Source organism: Bacillus sp. EU55, assembly GCF_038005925.1.
Lineage (GTDB): Bacteria > Bacillota > Bacilli > Bacillales > Bacillaceae > Bacillus > Bacillus velezensis.
This window is the reverse complement of record NZ_JBBOUE010000001.1, coordinates 1,514,041-1,533,359: the sequence shown is the minus strand read 5'-3', so window position 1 is coordinate 1,533,359 and position 19,319 is coordinate 1,514,041. Positions and strand designations below refer to the sequence as shown.

Annotated in this window: 19 protein-coding genes; 8 read left to right on the top strand and 11 right to left on the bottom strand. The window is 45.0% G+C overall.

Annotated features, from left to right (window positions below; translation table 11 throughout):
- Nucleotides 1-18: 18 nt before the first annotated feature.
- Both fabD and NYE50_RS08175 read right to left on the bottom strand, forming a co-directional pair.
- Nucleotides 19-2,325 carry an ACP S-malonyltransferase gene (fabD, locus tag NYE50_RS08180; protein WP_159354110.1) on the bottom strand — a complete coding sequence of 769 codons (2,307 nt, stop codon included), beginning with the start codon at nt 2,323-2,325 and terminating at the stop codon, nt 19-21.
- Between the two features lie 456 nt (nt 2,326-2,781).
- Entirely contained in the window at nt 2,782-3,420 is a 639-nt protein-coding gene (locus NYE50_RS08175; RefSeq protein ID WP_032865273.1) for a YkyA family protein, read from the bottom strand.
- 244 nt (nt 3,421-3,664) lie between these two features.
- Between NYE50_RS08175 and NYE50_RS08170 the strand changes: the two genes are divergently transcribed.
- On the top strand, nt 3,665-3,856 hold the full coding sequence (locus NYE50_RS08170; RefSeq protein ID WP_159354109.1) for a YjcZ family sporulation protein: 192 nt from the start codon (nt 3,665-3,667) through the stop codon (nt 3,854-3,856).
- Nucleotides 3,857-3,968: 112 nt separating this feature from the next.
- Nucleotides 3,969-4,523 carry a peptide deformylase gene (gene def, locus NYE50_RS08165; protein ID WP_159354108.1) on the top strand — a complete coding sequence of 185 codons (555 nt, stop codon included), beginning with the start codon at nt 3,969-3,971 and terminating at the stop codon, nt 4,521-4,523.
- Nucleotides 4,524-4,557: 34 nt separating this feature from the next.
- Here def and NYE50_RS08160 read toward each other — a convergent pair whose 3' ends face one another.
- The gene (locus NYE50_RS08160) at nt 4,558-5,331 is read right to left on the bottom strand and encodes a Cof-type HAD-IIB family hydrolase (RefSeq protein WP_015239775.1); all 774 of its coding nucleotides are present in this window, start codon (nt 5,329-5,331) and stop codon (nt 4,558-4,560) included.
- A 354-nt stretch (nt 5,332-5,685) separates the two neighbouring features.
- On the opposite strand from NYE50_RS08160, the gene NYE50_RS08155 reads away from it, so the two are divergent.
- Both NYE50_RS08155 and rnjA read left to right on the top strand, forming a co-directional pair.
- A complete protein-coding gene (locus tag NYE50_RS08155) occupies nt 5,686-5,895 on the top strand; it encodes a DNA-dependent RNA polymerase subunit epsilon (RefSeq protein WP_003154548.1) in 210 nt (69 codons plus the stop codon).
- A 5-nt stretch (nt 5,896-5,900) separates the two neighbouring features.
- A complete protein-coding gene (rnjA, locus tag NYE50_RS08150; protein WP_007409649.1) occupies nt 5,901-7,568 on the top strand; it encodes a ribonuclease J1 in 1,668 nt (555 codons plus the stop codon).
- Between the two features lie 32 nt (nt 7,569-7,600).
- Here rnjA and ade read toward each other — a convergent pair whose 3' ends face one another.
- The 5 genes from ade to NYE50_RS08125 all read right to left on the bottom strand — a co-directional run bounded on the left by ade (nt 7,601) and on the right by NYE50_RS08125 (nt 12,779).
- On the bottom strand, nt 7,601-9,334 hold the full coding sequence (gene ade / locus NYE50_RS08145; RefSeq protein WP_159354107.1) for an adenine deaminase: 1,734 nt from the start codon (nt 9,332-9,334) through the stop codon (nt 7,601-7,603).
- Nucleotides 9,335-9,482: 148 nt separating this feature from the next.
- On the bottom strand, nt 9,483-10,148 hold the full coding sequence (ktrC, locus tag NYE50_RS08140) for a Ktr system potassium transporter KtrC (protein ID WP_003154554.1): 666 nt from the start codon (nt 10,146-10,148) through the stop codon (nt 9,483-9,485).
- 40 nt (nt 10,149-10,188) lie between these two features.
- Entirely contained in the window at nt 10,189-11,016 is an 828-nt protein-coding gene (locus NYE50_RS08135) for a gamma-glutamylcyclotransferase (RefSeq protein WP_014417635.1), read from the bottom strand.
- Nucleotide 11,017: 1 nt separating this feature from the next.
- Nucleotides 11,018-12,322, bottom strand: a complete 1,305-nt coding sequence (locus NYE50_RS08130) for an ATP-binding protein (protein ID WP_014417634.1) — start codon at nt 12,320-12,322, stop codon at nt 11,018-11,020.
- Between the two features lie 172 nt (nt 12,323-12,494).
- Nucleotides 12,495-12,779, bottom strand: a complete 285-nt coding sequence (locus tag NYE50_RS08125; RefSeq protein ID WP_024085249.1) for an AbrB/MazE/SpoVT family DNA-binding domain-containing protein — start codon at nt 12,777-12,779, stop codon at nt 12,495-12,497.
- Between the two features lie 270 nt (nt 12,780-13,049).
- Here NYE50_RS08125 and mreBH point away from each other — a divergent pair, with 270 nt between their 5' ends.
- The 3 genes from mreBH to NYE50_RS08110 all read left to right on the top strand — a co-directional run bounded on the left by mreBH (nt 13,050) and on the right by NYE50_RS08110 (nt 15,596).
- Complete coding sequence (gene mreBH, locus NYE50_RS08120; RefSeq protein ID WP_014417632.1) at nt 13,050-14,057, top strand: cell shape-determining protein MreBH; 1,008 nt, start codon at nt 13,050-13,052, stop codon at nt 14,055-14,057.
- 71 nt (nt 14,058-14,128) lie between these two features.
- Entirely contained in the window at nt 14,129-14,263 is a 135-nt protein-coding gene (locus tag NYE50_RS08115) for a protein YkpC (RefSeq protein WP_003154559.1), read from the top strand.
- Nucleotides 14,264-14,363: 100 nt separating this feature from the next.
- A complete protein-coding gene (locus NYE50_RS08110) occupies nt 14,364-15,596 on the top strand; it encodes an aminopeptidase (RefSeq protein ID WP_007409644.1) in 1,233 nt (410 codons plus the stop codon).
- Nucleotides 15,597-15,624: 28 nt separating this feature from the next.
- Here NYE50_RS08110 and NYE50_RS08105 read toward each other — a convergent pair whose 3' ends face one another.
- Nucleotides 15,625-16,533 (bottom strand): ketopantoate reductase family protein, encoded by a 909-nt coding sequence (locus NYE50_RS08105; RefSeq protein ID WP_172869213.1) that lies wholly within the window; start codon nt 16,531-16,533, stop codon nt 15,625-15,627.
- Nucleotides 16,534-16,645: 112 nt separating this feature from the next.
- Entirely contained in the window at nt 16,646-18,265 is a 1,620-nt protein-coding gene (locus tag NYE50_RS08100; protein WP_007409642.1) for an ABC-F family ATP-binding cassette domain-containing protein, read from the bottom strand.
- A 161-nt stretch (nt 18,266-18,426) separates the two neighbouring features.
- On the opposite strand from NYE50_RS08100, the gene NYE50_RS08095 reads away from it, so the two are divergent.
- The gene (locus NYE50_RS08095; RefSeq protein WP_159354106.1) at nt 18,427-18,696 is read left to right on the top strand and encodes a hypothetical protein; all 270 of its coding nucleotides are present in this window, start codon (nt 18,427-18,429) and stop codon (nt 18,694-18,696) included.
- 37 nt (nt 18,697-18,733) lie between these two features.
- Here the strand turns inward: NYE50_RS08095 and sipT are convergent, their stop codons facing one another.
- Nucleotides 18,734-19,315, bottom strand: coding sequence for a signal peptidase I sipT (sipT, locus tag NYE50_RS08090; protein WP_003154568.1), 582 nt, complete (start codon nt 19,313-19,315; stop codon nt 18,734-18,736).
- Nucleotides 19,316-19,319: the final 4 nt, after the last annotated feature.

Here is a 19,319-nt window from a genome sequence, read left to right as displayed (position 1 = left end):
CCTCCACCCGCTCCTTCTTTAGTGTAGAAATAACGTATCCAATCTGCGCCTCAGCAGACTTTCGGTCTCATTCATCAATTTTTCACCAATGTCATCGACATGTCTGTTTCTCCATGATTCCAAATCCGTGCCCTTTACCCAATGATTAAAAGCGCCTAAAGACGGGCCGCAATGAACTTGGAAATTCACCTTTTGTTCTTCCTGCCCTTCCAAAGCAAGCAGACATCCTCTCTGCAAATACCACTTAAATAGTAACAGCATCTTATATTTTTGATTGCGCTCAGCTTTTTGGGCGAGGTTCGGCTGTTTTTCTATTATGCTTTCGTAGATTTCATCAAAAGTCTTGTTAAAATAATCATTTTCGAGCTGAATTTTTGTCTTTTCATCTATCTCACTCAAAGACTCATATTGTTGGTAGATTTGAAATAATTTATTTGCCCTGACCGGAAACAGCGTGCCCTTTTTCAGCACCTGAACCTTTGTTCCGAACTCAAACAGAGTCTCCGAAGGCGCATAAGCAGTATCGCATATTCCTGTCTCACTCAGCATTTCTTTAACAAAACCGCTTGTTTCGGCTTCAACTGTACATTGATTAATGGATCCCGTCATAATAAAATCAGCGCCCATTAAAAAAGCAGACGCGGCAGACTCGGGAGTCCCGATTCCTCCCGCAGCCCCGATCCTTATCTTCCTTGCGTATTTGTGTGTTTCCATCATTTCATCCCGCAGGTTAACAAAAAACGGCAGCATCGCTGTCAATGAGCCCTGCTCAGTATTACTTCCGCAATCTGCTTCAATAATGATATCGTCTGCTGCCGGAATACGGCTGAGCCACTCCGCCTGCTCTTCCGTCAGCATACCGTGCTGACACATTCTCTTTACGATACTTTGAGGAGGCGGACTCAGAAATGCGGCCGCAACTTCCGGCCGTGAAACTTTGGCAATGATCCGATTATGAGGTATGACCCTGCCGCTTTTGTCTATCTTCAACTGATGCGCTTTGTAATAAATTAATGGTGCGCTGACAGAAAGATACGAAGACGCTTCTATTACTCGTACGTCATGCTTGATATATAAATCTATCAATTCCTTTTCTCTATCTTGATGATCCGGCTCAAATCGCAGATTCATTCCGTAGGGCTGGCCATTTTTGAGTGTCTTCTTAATAGAAATAAGGGCCTGTTCAATTTCCCTTATAGGTAAACCCGCTGTGCCAAAGAACCCCAGCATTCCTTTCTTCCCGAGGCGGATCAGCATTTCAGCGGAAGAGATCCCCCTATGCATCGCACCTGCCAAATACGCGTATGTCAAACCGTAATCTTCTTTGAAAGATTGATCACCCAATCGGGACACCGGTGAAGCTGCACCGCTCTCTATATTTTCGGCCAAGAGGCTATGCTCTTTCCCGCTTTCCGAATTGTCCGTGTTCCCTTCAGAAAAAAAGAGACTGTCTTCCGGCGCGCTGATAGTAAGCGGTTCTTCATCTCTTTGTATGGTTTGAATTAATTTAGTCAGAATGTTTCCGGGACCGATCTCTTCAAACAGAGTGATGCCTTGTCCCATTAAATACCTGATGCTTTCAGTCCATTTTACCGAGTTTGTTATTTGTTCAATTAAATTCCGTTTGATATCTTCTTGTTTATAAGGTCTTGCCGTATAGTTAGAAATGACCGGGAAATTCAATTCAGAAAAATGAAACTCCTCGATAAATTCCGCAAATTCGCGCTGTGCACTTTCCATGAAACGAGAATGAAAAGCTCCGCCGACTTGCAATACGATATAAGCTTTCGCCCCTTCTTTTTCAAAAAAAGAGGCTGCCCGCTTTATCTCTTCTGCAGCCCCTGCTATCACAATTTGTGAAGATGTATTGTAATTGGCGATATCTATTTGGCCGAGTTCATACTTTTGAAGTATTTTTTTTATGTGATGCTCATCCAGTCCGATCACGGCAGCCATTCCGCCCTCGGAAGCCTCACTCATTAACTCGCCTCTTTTAGCAACCAGCCGGAGACCTGTTTCAAAATTAAAAACACCGGCCGCAAAAAGCGCAGTATATTCACCCAGACTATGTCCTGCAACAGCATCAGGACGTGTATGACCTTCTTTTAAACCCTTTAAATATTGCAGTGCGCTCACTGTATAAATTGCAGGTTGTGTATACTTCGTATCAGTCAGCCTCTCTTTTTCGTCTGAAAGGCATAAATCCTTTATGGAGTATCCTAAAATATGATCTGCCTTTTTAATGAGCTCACCGAATTCATCGAATAAGTCTCTGCCCATTCCTTTAAACTGCGCTCCCTGTCCGGGAAAGACGTAAGCAAGCATTTGTTTTCCTCCTGTTCCGTATTTCTGCCGTTTCTTTTCGTTACGATTTTGATAAACGTTTTTCACTTCAATTTTAAAATTGTCGTTTACTTTCAGCACCCTTACTTAATAAGCATTACTAAGCAAAATAAAAAAACCTTTATGCCGGATAAAGGTTTAAAAGCAAAAAGCATGTACAAATATCATATCGCCGTAAATATAAATAGATAGAATTTTCTGATAATTAAAATCACATTTTCATTCTGTTTTATATATATCAATATAATAAAAACATTCCAACGTGCCGAAACAACGATTGGTTTTATGTGAATATTTCCCTAAATAAATACTATACCATGATTTACTTGTTGTCAATGGGAAACACACGTATATACCAATTCTTCAGCCGCCTTTTTACAGGCGGCTGAACTCGGTTGTTATCAGTTCATCAGCCCATGCCGATATGCCTTCACTATACTATTTGCGGAATAATAGTTCTTTCTCTTTGTTGTAGTCTTTAGTAAATTGATTGAACTCATCTGCTTGTTTATGCACCTTTTCGTAAACTGAGTTTACTTTGCTGATTTGCTCTTCCAGCTGCGCTAATGTGAGCTTTTTATCTTTAATCAGTTTATAAAGGTCCTTATCAAGTGAAATGGCTTTTTCGTACTTTTTGTACAAAAGATCATAAGATGCATACCTTTTCTCCATTAAAGCGACAGCATGCCCGGCTTTTTCTTTTACTTTCTTATCCTTTATTTCTTGAGAAGTTTTTTTTGCGGATTCAAACGCTTTTTTTGAATCATCAATACTGTCTTTTTCTGCTTTCAGATGTTTTTTTCGCTGATTTGCATTGCTCAGAGCCTGATCAGACAGTGTGACAATTTTCTGGTAATCATCCATATTCAGTTTAACCGCGCTGTCGTATAGCTTATGCTCTTTTTTCTCCAATTTTTCTAATGTTTTCTGCTCTTTTTGAAACGGTTTTTCCGCTTGAACGGCTTTTTCCATCGAGTCATGAAGCGATTCAACCGGATCTTTTCCCCCGCAGCCGGCAAGCAGCATACTTGCGGCGCCGAGCGCTCCGATTCCTGCTAATACCTTTTTTTGAATCATATTCACTTAAAATCCCCCAATCTTGACAATTTCCACTATAGAAGCCCGAACGCTTTTTGACAATAGCTGAGCTGTAATTGGCATGACCGGGTAAAGACGCTTACGGTGCTTTCAAAGAATACTTGCGTAAAAAATTGAGAAAACAGGGCGGATGACCATACATCTTTTTGGCTTTTACATAGTTTATAGTAGACGCCGGCCCTGCTGACAGAGGGTCAGCGTAATTAAAAGAGGAGGTTTTTTTATGTACGGATATGGATTTGGCGGCGGATTTGGCGGCGGATTTGGCGGCGGTTGTTGCGGCGGCGGATATGGTTATGGCGGCGGTTACGGTTACGGCGGCGGCGGCGGATACGGCCGCACATTCGCATTAATCGTCGTATTGTTTATCTTATTAATCATCGTCGGTGCCGCTTATTTAGGCTGCGGCTGCTGACCTTAAACACCATGAACATCGGCCGGCCTGCTATGGCCGGCCAATTGTTTCGTTGCGCCGCGATAAAGAAATTCGCTATAATTTACATATTAAGCTTTAGGAGTGAAGTTTCTTGATTACTATGGAAAATATTGTACGCGACGGACATCCCGCGCTCAGAGAGATCGCTGAAGAGGTTCAGCTTCCCGCTTCTGACGAAGAAAAACAGCATCTTGCTGATATGATTGAGTTTGTGAAAAACAGCCAAAATCCTGAATTAGCCGAGAAATACAAGCTTCGTCCGGGCGTCGGTCTTGCCGCTCCGCAAACAGACGTAAAAAAACGGATGATCGCCGTCCATGCAGAAGATGCGAAAGGCACTTTATACAGCTATGCTCTTTTTAACCCTAAGATCGTCAGCCACTCAGTGGAAAAAAGCTACTTGACGAGCGGAGAAGGCTGCCTGTCGGTAAACGAACCCATTCCCGGCTATGTGCCGCGCTACGCCCGCATCCGCGTAAAGGCGGTGACGCTTGAAGGAGAACAGATTGACATCCGCCTCAAAGGTTTTCCGGCCATCGTGTTTCAGCACGAAATCGATCATCTGAACGGCGTGATGTTTTACGACCATATCGATAAAGAAAATCCGTTCAAAGAACCTGAAAACGCCATTGCCATTGACCGTTAAAAATAACCGGCACTTCCCAAAGTGCCGGTTTTCTTTATTTCAAAAGGCCCAGTTCTTTGACGGCCCAGCTGATTCCTTCCTCATCCACCGGCTTTGTGACGAAATCAGCGGCAGCTTTTAATTCCGGAACCGCATTTCCCATCGCCACCCCGGTGCCGACAAAACGGATCATCTCAAGATCATTTAGTCCGTCGCCGAATGCATAAGTGTCACTTACGCCGTACGGAAGCCGCTCAAGCACTCTTTTAATGCCTTCCGCTTTTGAACCGCCTTTCGGGAGCACATCCGTTGACAATTCATGCCAGCGGACGTAATCAAACTCCGGAAAAGCGGCATATGCTTTTTCTTCATGTCCGCGGCAGAATAAAAGCAGCTGATAAATTTCTTTTCCTTTATAAAATGTTTCATCAACTTCGGGATAAGGCGCTTTCAGACTGCCGATTCCTTCCGAGACGTGCGGATGTCCGGGGACGGTCGTTTTCATCGTATCTTCCGCCATAAATACGACGGGGTGCTCCCCTTCTGCCGCCTGCTTTAATAAACGCGCAACCGCATCTTCAGGAAGCGGATTTTTATAAATGACCTCACCTTCAAATACGACATACTGGCCGTTGTATGAAATAAATGATTCAATCTCAAGCTCTTCCAGAATCGGTTTTACCATAAACGGGGACCTTCCGCTGGCGATAAAAACGTGATGGCCAGCCTCTTTAAGCGCCTTCACGGCGTTTCTTGCGCTATCGGGAATATGTTTATCATGGTCATAGATCGTGCCGTCAATATCAAAAAAGATCAATTTTGGTTTCATGTCAATTTCTCCTTTTTCCCGTTTATCAGTCGTGTCTTTTTCAATATCATCATACAGAAAGTTTTTCTTCCGGAAAACCGCCTTGATGAAATTCCAGTTTTACCCACGAAAACAAATTCATTTTTTCCGCATACTACTGCTATAAAGGGCTTTAAAGGAGGTATACGATGCTGCGCCGATTACGGAAGAAACTCAGAAGACAGTGGGGCGGAATGCTCCGAAAAAAAGTCATCGCGTAGAAGGGATCTTTCGGTTTTTGAAAGTCCCTTTTTTGCTCGAGACTTTCCTTATAATCCGTTTTCGAATATAATAGAATAAGCGAGTCTAACATACGGCATTTAAGGAGAGATTTGGATGATTTATAAGGTATTTTATCAAGAGAAGGCTGACGAAGTACCTGTTCGGGAAAAAACAGATTCACTTTACATTGAGGGCGTTTCAGAACGGGACGTCAGAACGAAACTGAAAGATCAGAAATACAACATTGAATTTGTTCAGCCTGTGGACGGTGCTTTTTTAGAATATGAGAAGCAGAGCGAAAATTTTAAAGTATTGGAGTTATGAGCGGAATGAAATTTGTAAAAAATGACCAGACTGCCGTTTTCGCCCTCGGCGGATTGGGCGAGATCGGAAAAAATACGTACGGGGTGCAGTTTCAGGATGAAATTGTACTGATTGATGCGGGAATCAAGTTCCCGGAAGATGAACTTCTCGGCATTGATTACGTAATCCCCGATTACACGTATTTAGTAAAAAATGAAGATAAAATTAAAGGTCTGTTTATCACCCACGGTCACGAAGACCATATCGGCGGTATTCCGTACCTGCTCAGACAAGTAAATATTCCCGTTTACGGCGGTAAACTCGCGATCGGCTTACTTCGGAATAAACTTGAAGAGCACGGGCTGTTAAGACAGACCAAATTAAACATCATCGGTGAAGACGACATCGTGAAGTTCCGCAAGACGTCTGTATCCTTCTTCAGAACGACACACAGCATTCCGGATTCATACGGAATCGTCGTCAAAACACCGCCGGGCAATATCGTACATACCGGGGACTTTAAGTTCGATTTCACACCGGTAGGCGAACCGGCAAACTTGACAAAGATGGCTGAAATCGGGAAAGAAGGCGTTCTGTGCCTGCTTTCTGACAGTACAAACAGTGAGGTTCCTGATTTCACCATGTCAGAACGCCGCGTAGGCGAAAGCATTCACGATATTTTCCGAAAAGTGGACGGCAGAATTATATTTGCGACATTCGCTTCGAATATACACCGTCTTCAGCAGGTGATTGAAGCAGCCGTTTTAAACGGCAGAAAAGTTGCCGTATTCGGACGCAGTATGGAATCGGCTATTGAAATCGGACAAAATCTCGGTTACATTACCTGTCCTAAAAATACGTTTATTGAGCATAACGAAATCAATCGTTTGCCTGCCAATAAGGTAACGATTTTATGTACGGGAAGCCAAGGTGAACCGATGGCGGCGTTATCACGCATCGCTAACGGGACGCACCGGCAGATTTCCATTAATCCCGGAGATACGGTCGTCTTTTCTTCCTCTCCGATTCCCGGAAACACAATCAGCGTAAGCCGCACCATCAACCAGCTGTACCGTGCGGGCGCAGAAGTCATTCACGGTTCATTGAATGACATTCATACATCCGGACACGGCGGACAGGAAGAGCAGAAATTAATGCTCCGCCTGATCAAACCGAAGTTCTTTATGCCGATTCACGGTGAGTACAGAATGCAGAAAATGCACGTCAAACTCGCGACTGATTGCGGCATACCTGAAGAAAACTGCTTTATCATGGATAATGGCGAAGTGCTGGCCCTCAAAGGCGAAGAAGCCGCTGTGGCAGGCAAAATTCCGTCCGGCTCCGTTTACATTGACGGAAGCGGAATCGGTGATATCGGCAATATCGTGCTCCGCGACCGCCGCATTCTTTCAGAAGAAGGCCTTGTTATCGTTGTTGTCAGCATCAATATGGACGACTTTAAGGTTTCGGCGGGACCTGATTTAATCTCAAGAGGTTTTGTTTACATGAGAGAATCCGGTGATTTGATCAATGACGCGCAGCAGCTCATTTCGAACCATCTGGAGAAAGTAATGGATCGGAAAACAACGCAGTGGTCCGAAATTAAAAACGAAATTACCGATACGCTTGCTCCGTTCCTATACGAAAAAACAAAACGCCGCCCGATGATCCTTCCGATCATTATGGAGGTCTAAAAAAAACTGCACTCATTACGAGTGCAGTTTTTTTATTGCAGCGGAATATGCTGAAAGGCTTTGACATCAAACAGACCGGCCGCCGTCATTTTAATATCCGGAATCACCGGAAGCGCTAAAAACGATAATGTGAGAAACGGATTGAAATCACCGGTGAATCCGAGCAGAGAAAGCTTTTCATGAAGCACGCCCAAGCTGTCATTGACCCATTCCGCCGACTTATCAGACAAAAGCCCGGCGATCGGAAGCGGAACGGAATGAAGCAATTCTCCGTTTTTCACGGCTGTTAATCCTCCTCCGGTGTCACGGAGCCTGTTGATTGCTTTTGCCAAATCGGCATCGTTTGTACCGACGGCGATGATATTATGGGAATCGTGAGAAATGGTTGTGGCGATGGCGCCTTCTTTTAACCCGAACCCTTGTACAATCCCGAGTCCTATCATTTTTTCGCCGCTGTGCCGCTCTGCGACGGCGATTTTTAATAAATCATTTTCTGTATCAGGACGAAACGCGTCAGCAGACGGTGCAGGCACTTCTTTTTTTCTCGTCTCCAAATGATTCGGTATCATTTCGATTACGTTCATTTTCTTGCCCTCTTGAATCGGTATATGAAAATCCGATTCAGTCAGCGGCGCTTTCAGCCGCACTGTATCCAACAGCGCCTGGTCCGGCGAATAGGAACCGGCAGACTGTTCATAAACCGTGCGTCCGTTCTCGGCAACGGTCCGGCCGGCGACCATGGTCTTCGTGACGGCAGCCTCCCGTACATCTGAAATGAACAGCAGATCTGCGTCAAAACCCGGCGCTACCGCCCCTTTTGTTTCAAGACCGTAGCACTCAGCCGCATTTAAGCTGGCGAGCTGATACGCAAGGAATGGATCAAGTCCCGCCTTTATCGCCATTTTGACTTGGTGGTTCACACTTCCTTCTGAAAGCAGATCATCTACATGCTTATCATCCGTGCAAAAGAAAAAGCGCCGCGCGTTTTTTTCATTCACCGCCGGCAGCACATTGAGCGTATTTTTTGCCACCGATCCTTCGCGCAGCATGACATACATTCCCCGTCTGATTCTGTCCAGCGCTTCTTCTTTTGTCGTCACTTCATGATCATTTGACACCATTGCGGTTCTATATATATTGATGATATCTGAAGAGAGTCCGGCTAAATGCCCGTCGATCCGTTTTCCGTGACGCTTGGCATCAAGCAGTTTCTGAAGCATATCCTCTTGACCTTCCGCAACAGACACATAATCCATTACTTCCGCAAGTCCGAGCACCTCTTTCTCCTGATAAAAAGGCTTTAAATCCTCGGCTTTTAATACGGCTCCTGAGCGTTCAAAGCTAGCGGCGGGAACACAGGAAGGAAGCATGAAACGGATGTTCAGCGGCGCCTTTTTCGCCTGCTCTATCATAAATGAAATGCCTTTTGCTCCGGAAACGTTCGCAATTTCGTGAGGATCAGTAATGACCGTAGTCACTCCGTGTGGGAGGACGGCTTTAGCAAATTCAATCGGAGTAACCATAGAGGACTCGATATGAACATGTCCGTCAATAAAGCCCGGAACGATCATTTGACCTTCTGCATCAATGACTTCTTCCCCTTCATATTCGCCCAGCCCGACGATCATTCCGCCCGTAATGGCGATATCTGCAGAAATCCATTCCTGGTTAAATACATCCATGATGTTTCCGTTTTTAATGACGGTATCGGCTTTTTGTCTGCCGGCTGATGCATTCAGCCGTTCAGCCAGTGTTTCTTTGTTCAAAATGAGGCCTCCTCTTTTTCTTTATATGGTACAATATGCTATCGGATCGCTTGATCATAGTCAATAAAAATCGCAGAAAATACCGCTTACACGATAAATGTCTTACTATTCTGACATAATAAAAGACCGCCCTTTTACGGACGGCTTTTCACTTTGTATGAAGCACTCTTTTTTCAAATCGGGAAATGTCCGTAAGAGAGCCGATAACGATGAGAATATCTTCTTTTTGGATCATTTCAGTCGCCAGCGGAGATACGATCACTTCTTTTTCTCTCTTGATGGCCACGATATTAATGCCGTACTTCGCCCGGATGTCCAGGTCAAGCAGTGTGTTGCCCGCAAGCCTGCTGTTGGCCACGATCTCCACAATGCTGTGTTCGTCGGACAGCTCCAAATAATCAAGCACATTATTTGATACGATGTTGTGGGCGATGCGTTTTGCCATGTCACGTTCAGGGTGGACGATGTGGTCGGCCCCGATTTTCGCAAGCACTTTCTCATGATAATCGTTCTGCGCTTTAACCGTGATCGTGTTCACGCCGAGTTCCTTTAAGATCAGCGTCGTTAAAATGCTCGCCTGTATATTTTCGCCGATTGCCACAATGACGTGGTCAAAGTTGCGCAGCCCTAAGTTTTTCAGCACCGATTCATCGGTTGAATCGCCGATGACCGCGTGTGATGCGATTTTGGCGTATTCATTTACTTTATCTTCATCAATATCCATCGCCATGACCTCAAGGCCTTCTTCACTTAATGCTTTGCAAATACTTCCGCCGAAGCGTCCGAGACCGATAACGGCAAACTCTTTTCTCATAACAGTACTCCTTTAAACAATATCTCTAATAGGAATAGTATCACATTTTCGGCAATGAGTTCATATAGCGTTTAAGCTTTTCTGAAAAGGCGGGCGATAAATACAGGTCCGCTCCGCGTTCGATTTCTTCCTGATAGTGACCCGGAGGCGCAATTTCCTCAGCTTTATCAAGAACGAGAAACGTCAGGACGCCTCTGTATACACGGCCGCCGGCACACACTTCTATGAATGCTGGACGGTATGTGTGGTTATCAACACCTTCTCTTTTGTACAGATAGGTTGCCGCTTCAAACGGGAGCTTGTACAGCACGCCTTCAGTTCGTCCCCCGTCTTCAACAAGATCGGCTCTGGAACCGTCAGGACGCCTTAACGTGAATCTCGTCGAATACCCTTCAACAACCGCCCCTCCGACCGGCTCGGCAAAAAAGTGGTCGACCCCCGCCTGTTTAAACCGGGCATTGTCCATACAGGAGCCGTAAGCGAAATAATAAACCGGACTGTCATCCTCCCGTTTCATAAAACGGTATTCTTTCCAGTCTCCGCTTTTGATACGGCTGAATGAGGCACACTGGCCGGGCTTTACGACATATGCGAAGGCGGTTTTATTCCCGGCATCCGTCGTCACGGCAACCTCTTTCCGATCAAAATCAGCATAATACGCATCCAGCTTACGGATCATCTGATGATCTGTTTCATACAATTCCCCGTACACAAAAGCTGTTTCTGCTAAAGACGCCGCAGGCTGACCTTTATCCGTTTCGTACAGCACGCCGTTTATCGCGGCCTGCTCGCACACACACGGAGCGCCTTTCAGCAGTTCATGGTTTTCTTCACGCTTCCGTAACAAACCGTATACAAAAAGAAGCAAGTTATTTTTCCTCCTTTTGGACAGCAGCCGCTTCTAACGGCAGAATCACCTGAAACGTACTGCCTTCTCCATTTTTGCTCTTAATGTTAAGTTTACCATTATGCTCCTTCAGAATTCGTAAACAAATCGGAAGACCGAGACCCGTTCCCTGATCTTTTGTTGAGAAAAACGGTTTCCCGATGTTTTCAAGCTTTTCTTTCGACATGCCGTTCCCTTCATCCTGTATGCTGATCACCGCGTATTCTTCATCCCGTTTTGTATAAATATGAATATTCCCGCCGTCAGGCATCGCTTCAATCGCATTTTTAATAATATTGATAAATACCTGTTTCAGCTGGTTTTCGTCACCGTTGACCATACAGGACTCAGTCTGCCTGAAATCCTTCTCAATCACAGTGTTCGACAGCACCGCGTTCGTGTCAAGAAGCGTCGCCACCTGCCTTAAAATATGGTTGAGATGATGAGCGGTAAACGTCACGGTCTGCGGCTTGGCGAGCAGAAGCAGCTCCCCCAGCACGAGATCAATCCTTTTAATCTCCGAAAAAATAATATCAAAATAATCCGTTCTTTCCGGATACTGGGCTTTCATCAGCTGGAGAAAGCCGCTGACTGACGTTAAAGGATTTCTTACTTCATGGGCGATTCCTGCCGCAAGCTCCCCGGCAATGGCCAGCTTTTGAGATTGCATGGCAAGGCGTTCGTTCGTTTCCAGAAGCTCGTCGACCGCTTTTTTCCGTTCACTGATATCAGACATCGTCCCCAGACTTCCGACAAATTTCTGTCTGCGGTCATAATACAGCTTATAATGGACTTCTCCCCAAAAGATCGAGCCGTCTCTTTTAATATATTTGGCCGTAAACATTCCTGACGGGGACTGCTGCTTGATTTGGGAGATAATATAATCAATGATATGTTTTTCTTTTATAAAATAATCATTATACATCGTGCCCATACATTCGCTGATGGAGTGGCCCGTAATCGCCGTCCAGGCTTGATTCAAATATGTAATATTCCCTTGTGCATCCGTCTGAAAAACGATTTCCTGCAGATTGTCCATGATCCGGTTTTTCTCATCTGAAAGCGCCTTTGCTTTCTGCTCGCTGTCCTTCAGCTCCGCCAGCAGCTGCTTTTTATTGTCCACATAATAAGCCAGCAGCCAGACGCCGATTAATGTGACGGCGGTAAAGGTGATGTCAACTGGCCAGTTAATCGGATTCCGTTCAATCATATAAAATAAATAATCCCAAAACATAATAAAAATCATTGCCAAGATTAAGGAAATGATACGCGCTTGATATTTTCCCATAGTCCCACCTGCCGCTAGCATTTCTACATATATTGTAACATTGTTGACTGCATTATTGACTAAAAAATGATAACTATTCCCAATTAATTGAGCAGGTTCACTTACTTTTCCCGTGAGTTTTTGCACAAGTTCATAATAAAAGGACGGAATGATGCTCCGCCCTTTTTGCTGATTATGATCTATCTTTTAACGCTTCCTCGATTTCCTCAAGCAGCATTTTCGCTCCTTCAGGACTTAAAATAATTTTGCCGTTGCCGTACTCCTGATTTTCGGAGGTAATTTCCCCCGTCATTAAGCAAATGCCGTGCGGCTTGTATTTTTTTAAGACAATTTTGTCTCCGTCAACGAAAAATTCAATACTATCTTTAATAGCGATATCCAATGCTCTTCTCAATTCAATCGGCATGACAATACGCCCGAGTTCGTCTACTTTTCTTACTACACCAATTGATTTCATAGAAATCCCCTACTTCCTTTAATGTCTCTTCTTTATGTCCAAGGAAAATCCTTCATAAACGTAGACGAAAGGAACGGAGCAAAAGTTTCTCAGCATCCGGAACTGAATGTTTTTTTACAGAAGAAAATCCTTTTGAAATATGGGATACAGACTTTCCCTCCTTTTTTACAAAAACATTTCATTCCCGGCGGAAACCCCCAAAAATCGTGGTTTTTCTCAGAAACTTTAAATGTAGAATCAATTAAATCAGGATAGGGATTGGGTGAAAACATGTTTCAATCAACTGAGATCGGAATCGACTTAGGAACCGCTAATATACTTGTTTACAGTAAAAATAAAGGAATTATTTTAAACGAACCTTCCGTTGTCGCTGTAGATACAACAACGAAAGCGGTGCTTGCCATCGGAACGGATGCCAAAAGCATGATCGGAAAGACGCCGGGGAAAATCGTCGCCGTACGGCCGATGAAAGACGGTGTCATTGCTGATTATGATATGACAACTGACTTATTAAAACACATTATGAAAAAAGCCGGAAAAAAAATCGGAATGACTTTCCGCAAACCGAATGTCGTCGTCTGCACGCCTTCAGGCTCAACAGCCGTTGAACGCCGCGCCATCAGTGACGCTGTCAAAAACTGCGGAGCGAAAAACGTTCACTTGATTGAAGAACCCGTAGCCGCTGCAATCGGGGCCGACCTCCCTGTTGACGAGCCGGTCGCAAACGTCGTCGTAGATATCGGCGGCGGTACGACTGAAGTCGCCATCATCTCATTCGGGGGCGTCGTATCCTGCCATTCAATCAGAATCGGCGGCGACCAGCTTGATGAAGATATCGCCTCGTTCGTCAGAAAAAAATACAACCTGCTGATCGGGGAACGTACGGCAGAACAAGTGAAAATGGAAATCGGTTTTGCATTGATTGAACATGTGCCGGAAACGATGGAAATCCGCGGCCGTGACCTTGTAACCGGTCTGCCGAAGACAATCAGACTGCAGTCTAATGAAATTCAGCACGCGATGCGTGAGTCGCTCCTGCATATTCTTGAAGCGATCAGAGCGACACTTGAAGATTGCCCGCCGGAGCTCAGCGGTGATATTGTTGACCGCGGCGTCGTGTTAACAGGCGGAGGCTCCCTTTTAAACGGGATGAAAGAATGGCTGACAGAAGAAATCGTCGTTCCCGTTCATTTGGCGGCAAATCCGCTTGAATCAGTGGCTATCGGCACGGGGCGTTCATTAGACGTCATCGACAAGCTGCAAAAAGCGATTAAATAATAAGATTGTGCTTCTTTTTTCTCCGGCCGGCTCATATTGTGAGAACTGGAGAAACATTAAGGAGGAAGCATATGCTTAGAGATGTGGGAAGACGCGTAGCAGTAGCCGTCATTTTAAGCGGAATTATTTTGGGGGGTATGAGCATTTCACTGGCCAATATGCCCCATTCTCCGGCCGGCGGCGCCGTAAAACTGAATCACCCGTAAAGACGCAGCAAAAGCTGTGTCTTTTTCGTTTGTGCTCCTTTCTTTCCTTTATGAGGCGATATTTGATATGATGAGAAAAACCGATGAGGAGGAATGAACGATGAGTTCGTTTACTGAAAAGTTACATACATATGCTCAGCTGGCGGTAGAAGTCGGCGTCAATGTCCAAAAAGGACAGCATGTCGTAATCAATGCCTCAACTGATGTTAGGGAACTTGTCAGACTGCTTGCCAAACATTCTTATGAAAAAGGCGCAAAAAACGTCACCGTAAATTGGCAGGACGATGAACTGTCCAGATTAAAATACGAGATGGCACCTTTTGAAGCGTTTGAAGAGTATCCTGAATGGGAAGCAAAAGGCAAAGAAGAGCTCGCGAAAAAAGGGGCTGCGTTTATTTCTGTCGTCTCATCCGACCCCGACCTGTTAAAAGGCACTGACGGCAAACGGATTGCAGCGTTCCAAAAAGCCGCCGGAAAAGCATTGCATACATACAGACAATATATTCAATCAGATAAGGTCAGCTGGACGGTGATCGGAGCGGCTTCAACAGGCTGGGCGAAAAAAGTGTTCCCGGATCAGCCGGAAGAAACAGCCGTTCAGCTTTTATGGGAAGAAATTTTCAAAACGACCCGCGTAAATGAAGAAAACCCTGTGGAAGCATGGAAAAAACATGATCAAAATCTTCATGAAAAAGTGGAACACTTAAACAAAAAACATTACAGCGCCCTGCATTATCAGGCTGAAGGAACAGACTTAACCATTGAACTGCCGAAAAAACATGTATGGGCAGGCGCGGGAAGCGTGAATGAGAGCGGGCACGAATTCATGGCCAACATGCCGACAGAAGAGGTTTTCACCCTTCCGCAGCGTGACGGGGTGAACGGCACGGTTTCCAGCACGAAACCGCTGAGCTACGGCGGCAACATTATTGATAACTTCACTCTTACCTTTGAAAACGGCCGCATTGTCGATGTGAAAGCTGAAAAAGGCGAGGAGATTTTAAAAGGCATCGTCGAAACCGATGAAGGCTCACACTATCTCGGAGAAGTGGCCTTAGTGCCGTACGATTCACCGATTTCACAATCAAATATTTTATTTTACAACACACTGTACGATGAAAACGCCTCTAACCACTTGGCGATCGGCAGTGCGTATGCCTTTAATATTGAGGGCGGTAAACAAATGACACGGGAAGAGCTTGTCAAAGAGGGCTTAAATGAAAGCATTACACACGTAGATTTTATGGTCGGTTCCAAAGATATGAATATCGACGGCATTACGGCGGACGGCAAAAGAGAACCGATCTTCAGAAACGGAAACTGGGCATTTTAATAAAAAAGGAGGCGATCAGGCCTCCTTTTTATTTCGCTTCATACATTTGCAAGTTGGCGCAGACGGTTTCCAAAACAGGTGTATCAACTGACAAGCCTTTCGCTTTCTCAAGCAAAAATCCGTGTAAATGATCACCTTCCGTCACCCTGCCCTTTTCCATATCTCTCAGCATCGACGATTTCATATGGTAAGACATGCTTGTCAATGTGCGATAACTCTCTTCTTCCAGACCAGGATCTTTCGGGATGCCGGCAGCCTTGAAAATGGCTCCGATTTCAGCAAAGAGGCGCTTTGCCGTGTTGCGGCCGCCTTCTGTTTCTAAAATCGGTCCGACCGGCTGTTGAAACAGAGTGGTCACTCCCGCCTGCGCGGCAATAAACACATATTTTTTCCAAATGTCCTTTTCAATATCCCGGCTGATGATGACATCCGCTTTCACACCTGCAAATGCGTTTTCCAGCTCGTTCATACGTTCTGTGCGTTCCCCGTTCCATTCACCGAAAACAAAGCGGTGGGCAGCGCTCGTATGAAGAATTTCCCCTTTGTCGTTAAGGGCGCTCTCAATAAAGCAGAGGCCGCCCAGCACCTGCCGTTTTGAAAAAGCTTCAAACAGCTGGTTATAGTGCCTGTATCCGTTTAAAAAAGGAATAATGACCGACGAAGGTTTGACAAACGGTTTGACATCCCGCATGACGTCCTGCAAAGAATACGCTTTTGAAGCGATAATAACGGCGTCAAATGCTCCTTCTTCGCCCGCCATCATTAATTTCGGCTTGATTGAAACATCACCTTTTGCACTTTTGACGGTCAAACCCGTTTCTTGTAATTGTTCCGCCCGTTTCTTGCGGACGAGAAACGTAACGTCATTTCCCTTTTCTGCAAGACGCGCGCCGATATATCCGCCCACTCCTCCAGCTCCGACAATTAAAAACTTCATGATGCATTCCTCCGTATCTTTTCAAGTTATGTATTCATTTATTGTAACGGGAAGTCAGAAGATTGAAAACTTTTTTCATAAATAAAAAAGCAGAGTCTCCCCTGCTTCTTTATTACGCGTATAGCTCTTCAAGCTTTTTCTGTACATCCGCGTTTTCAAGAAATTCGTCATAAGACATTTGTTTGTCAACAATGCCTTTAGGCGTTAATTCAATGATACGGTTGGCAATTGTCTGTACAAACTGATGGTCATGAGATGAAAACAGCATAGCGCCTTTAAAGCTGATTAAGCCGTTGTTAAGCGCCGTAATGGATTCCAAATCTAAGTGGTTGGTCGGTTCATCCAGAATTAAAATATTCGCGCCGGAAAGCATCGCTTTTGAAAGCATGCAGCGCACTTTCTCTCCTCCGGAAAGGACGTTTGATTTTTTGTTGACTTCTTCTCCTGAGAACAGCATGCGTCCTAAGAAACCGCGCAGAAAGCTTTCGCTTTGGTCATGCGGCGAGTATTGGCGGAGCCAGTCAACAAGGTTCGCATCGCTGCCGTCAAAATACTCGCTGTTGTCTTTAGGGAAGTACGCCTGAGAAGTGGTCACGCCCCATTTAAATGTGCCGCTGTCTGCTTCCATTTCCCCGGAAATGATTTTAAACAATGTCGTAACGGCAAGTTCGTTGCGGCCCGTAAAAGCGATTTTATCTTCTCTGTTCATAATAAAGCTGACGTTATCAAGCACTTTTACCCCGTCAATCGTTTTTGTTAAGCCTTCAACCCGCAGCACGTCATTTCCGATCTCGCGTTCCGGCGTGAAATTGACATAAGGATAACGGCGTGATGACGGTTTGATATCATCAAGCGTGATTTTATCAAGGAGTTTCTTTCTTGATGTCGCCTGCTTTGATTTAGAAGCGTTGGCGCTGAATCTGGCCACGAACTCCTGAAGCTGTTTAATCTGCTCTTCTTTTTTCTTGTTGGCTTCCTGAGAAAGCTTTAAAGCAAGCTGGCTGGATTCATACCAGAAATCATAGTTGCCGACGTACACTTGAATTTTATTAAAATCAAGATCGGCGATGTGCGTGCACACTTTATTTAAAAAGTGACGGTCATGGGATACGACGATGACTGTGTTCTCAAAGTTGATTAAAAACTCTTCCAGCCACTGAATCGCTTTCAGATCCAAGTGGTTGGTCGGTTCATCAAGCAGCAGAACGTCCGGCTTGCCGAACAGCGCCTGTGCCAAAAGCACTTTCACCTTTTCTGAACCGCCTAAGTCCGCCATTTTCTTCGTATGCAGGTCTTCAGAGATGCCCAGGCCCTTTAACAAAATAGCGGCTTCACTTTCAGCTTCCCATCCGTTTAATTCCGCAAACTCTCCTTCAAGCTCAGCGGCGCGGATGCCGTCTTCATCTGAAAAATCAGGCTTCATATAAATCGCGTCTTTTTCCTGCATGACTTCGTATAAACGTTTATGTCCCATAATGACGACTTTCAGCACTTCGAAGTCTTCATATTCAAAGTGGTTCTGCTTCAGAATGGCAAGACGTTCACCCGGGCTCATATGGACATCGCCGGTCTGCGGCTCCAGCTCACCGGATAAAATTTTCAAAAATGTTGATTTTCCGGCACCGTTTGCGCCTATTAATCCGTAGCAGTTGCCCGGCGTAAATTTAATATTGACATCTTCAAATAACTTGCGATCCGCAAAACGCAAGCTCACATTATTTACAGCAATCATTTAGAATCCTCCATCGTGTCTATCATCATTAAAAGTATACCATGAATAAAGGGGAAGAGAAATGTTTCCCTGCGAATATACGGGTTTGAAAGATGCAGGCGTCAAACCCGGAGCGCTGTGATACAATAGATATATATACATATTCATCACGGAGGAACAAGTTGAAGCTTTTAACACTCACAGAATACTGTTTTATGATTTTCTTCACCGGGGTTTTTCTGGCCGTCACAGGCTTTACGGCCCGTGACATCGGCTTGTACGTCGGAATCGCCCTTATTTATACGTTTTCGCATCTCTTTTCAAAACGGATGCTTGAAAAACGCGGCAAAGAGAAGAAGCAGGTGAACCTTTTTTTCAGCGTTCTGGCCATTGTCGGATCAGTGCTGGCCACGGTATTGTTCATCGCCGTCGCCGCCTCGTTTGCCAAATAAAAAACGCCTGCTGTCCAAATCGGGCAGCGCGGCGTTTTTATTTTGTCTGACGCATATCATGAAACGGGAAGAACACAAACTTCGAGGTGCCGACGATCCGGTTTTCGGCAATTAAACCGAGTCCGTTCCGGCTGTCCATTGAGTTCAGCCGATTGTCGCCCATGACGAAGTATTTGCCTTTCGGAACCTTTACGGGGCCGAAATCTCCCGTCAGGTTGACTCCCAGTTTTTTCGCTTCTTTTTTATTGCTCGCGAGGTACGGTTCTGCGATTTTTTTGCCGTTTATATAAAGCGTGTCATTTTTCATTTCCACCGTTTCTCCCGGTTTTCCGATGAGACGCTTTACATAATGGACTTTCGATGTATCGCCGTTAATAATGACGATGTCCCCCCGCTCGATTTCTCCGATATAATTGACGCTTTTGTTGACAAACAGCCTTTCACCGTCATGTAATGTCGGGTACATTGATGATCCTTCCACTAAGTACGGTTCGAACAGGAAATGGCGGATTAACAGCGCAAGTGCGACCGCTATAATGATAGCCTTTCCCCATTCCCAATATGTGTTGGATTTTCTTTTTACCGATTTTTCAGAAGTAGGTTTTTGTTCTTCAGTCAACGTG

What these genes read in the sequence shown, in the direction of transcription:
- fabD (WP_159354110.1), bottom strand. Translation starts at nt 2,325, where the DNA reads ATGCTTGCTTACGTCTTTCCCGGACAGGGAGCGCAGTTTAAAGGAATG.
- NYE50_RS08175 (WP_032865273.1), bottom strand. Translation starts at nt 3,420, where the DNA reads ATGATTCAAAAAAAGGTATTAGCAGGAATCGGAGCGCTCGGCGCCGCA.
- NYE50_RS08170 (WP_159354109.1), top strand. Translation starts at nt 3,665, where the DNA reads ATGTACGGATATGGATTTGGCGGCGGATTTGGCGGCGGATTTGGCGGC.
- NYE50_RS08160 (WP_015239775.1), bottom strand. Translation starts at nt 5,331, where the DNA reads ATGAAACCAAAATTGATCTTTTTTGATATTGACGGCACGATCTATGAC.
- NYE50_RS08155 (WP_003154548.1), top strand. Translation starts at nt 5,686, where the DNA reads ATGATTTATAAGGTATTTTATCAAGAGAAGGCTGACGAAGTACCTGTT.
- rnjA (WP_007409649.1), top strand. Translation starts at nt 5,901, where the DNA reads ATGAAATTTGTAAAAAATGACCAGACTGCCGTTTTCGCCCTCGGCGGA.
- ktrC (WP_003154554.1), bottom strand. Translation starts at nt 10,148, where the DNA reads ATGAGAAAAGAGTTTGCCGTTATCGGTCTCGGACGCTTCGGCGGAAGT.
- NYE50_RS08130 (WP_014417634.1), bottom strand. Translation starts at nt 12,322, where the DNA reads ATGGGAAAATATCAAGCGCGTATCATTTCCTTAATCTTGGCAATGATT.
- NYE50_RS08125 (WP_024085249.1), bottom strand. Translation starts at nt 12,779, where the DNA reads ATGAAATCAATTGGTGTAGTAAGAAAAGTAGACGAACTCGGGCGTATT.
- mreBH (WP_014417632.1), top strand. Translation starts at nt 13,050, where the DNA reads ATGTTTCAATCAACTGAGATCGGAATCGACTTAGGAACCGCTAATATA.
- NYE50_RS08115 (WP_003154559.1), top strand. Translation starts at nt 14,129, where the DNA reads ATGCTTAGAGATGTGGGAAGACGCGTAGCAGTAGCCGTCATTTTAAGC.
- NYE50_RS08110 (WP_007409644.1), top strand. Translation starts at nt 14,364, where the DNA reads ATGAGTTCGTTTACTGAAAAGTTACATACATATGCTCAGCTGGCGGTA.
- NYE50_RS08105 (WP_172869213.1), bottom strand. Translation starts at nt 16,533, where the DNA reads ATGAAGTTTTTAATTGTCGGAGCTGGAGGAGTGGGCGGATATATCGGC.
- NYE50_RS08100 (WP_007409642.1), bottom strand. Translation starts at nt 18,265, where the DNA reads ATGATTGCTGTAAATAATGTGAGCTTGCGTTTTGCGGATCGCAAGTTA.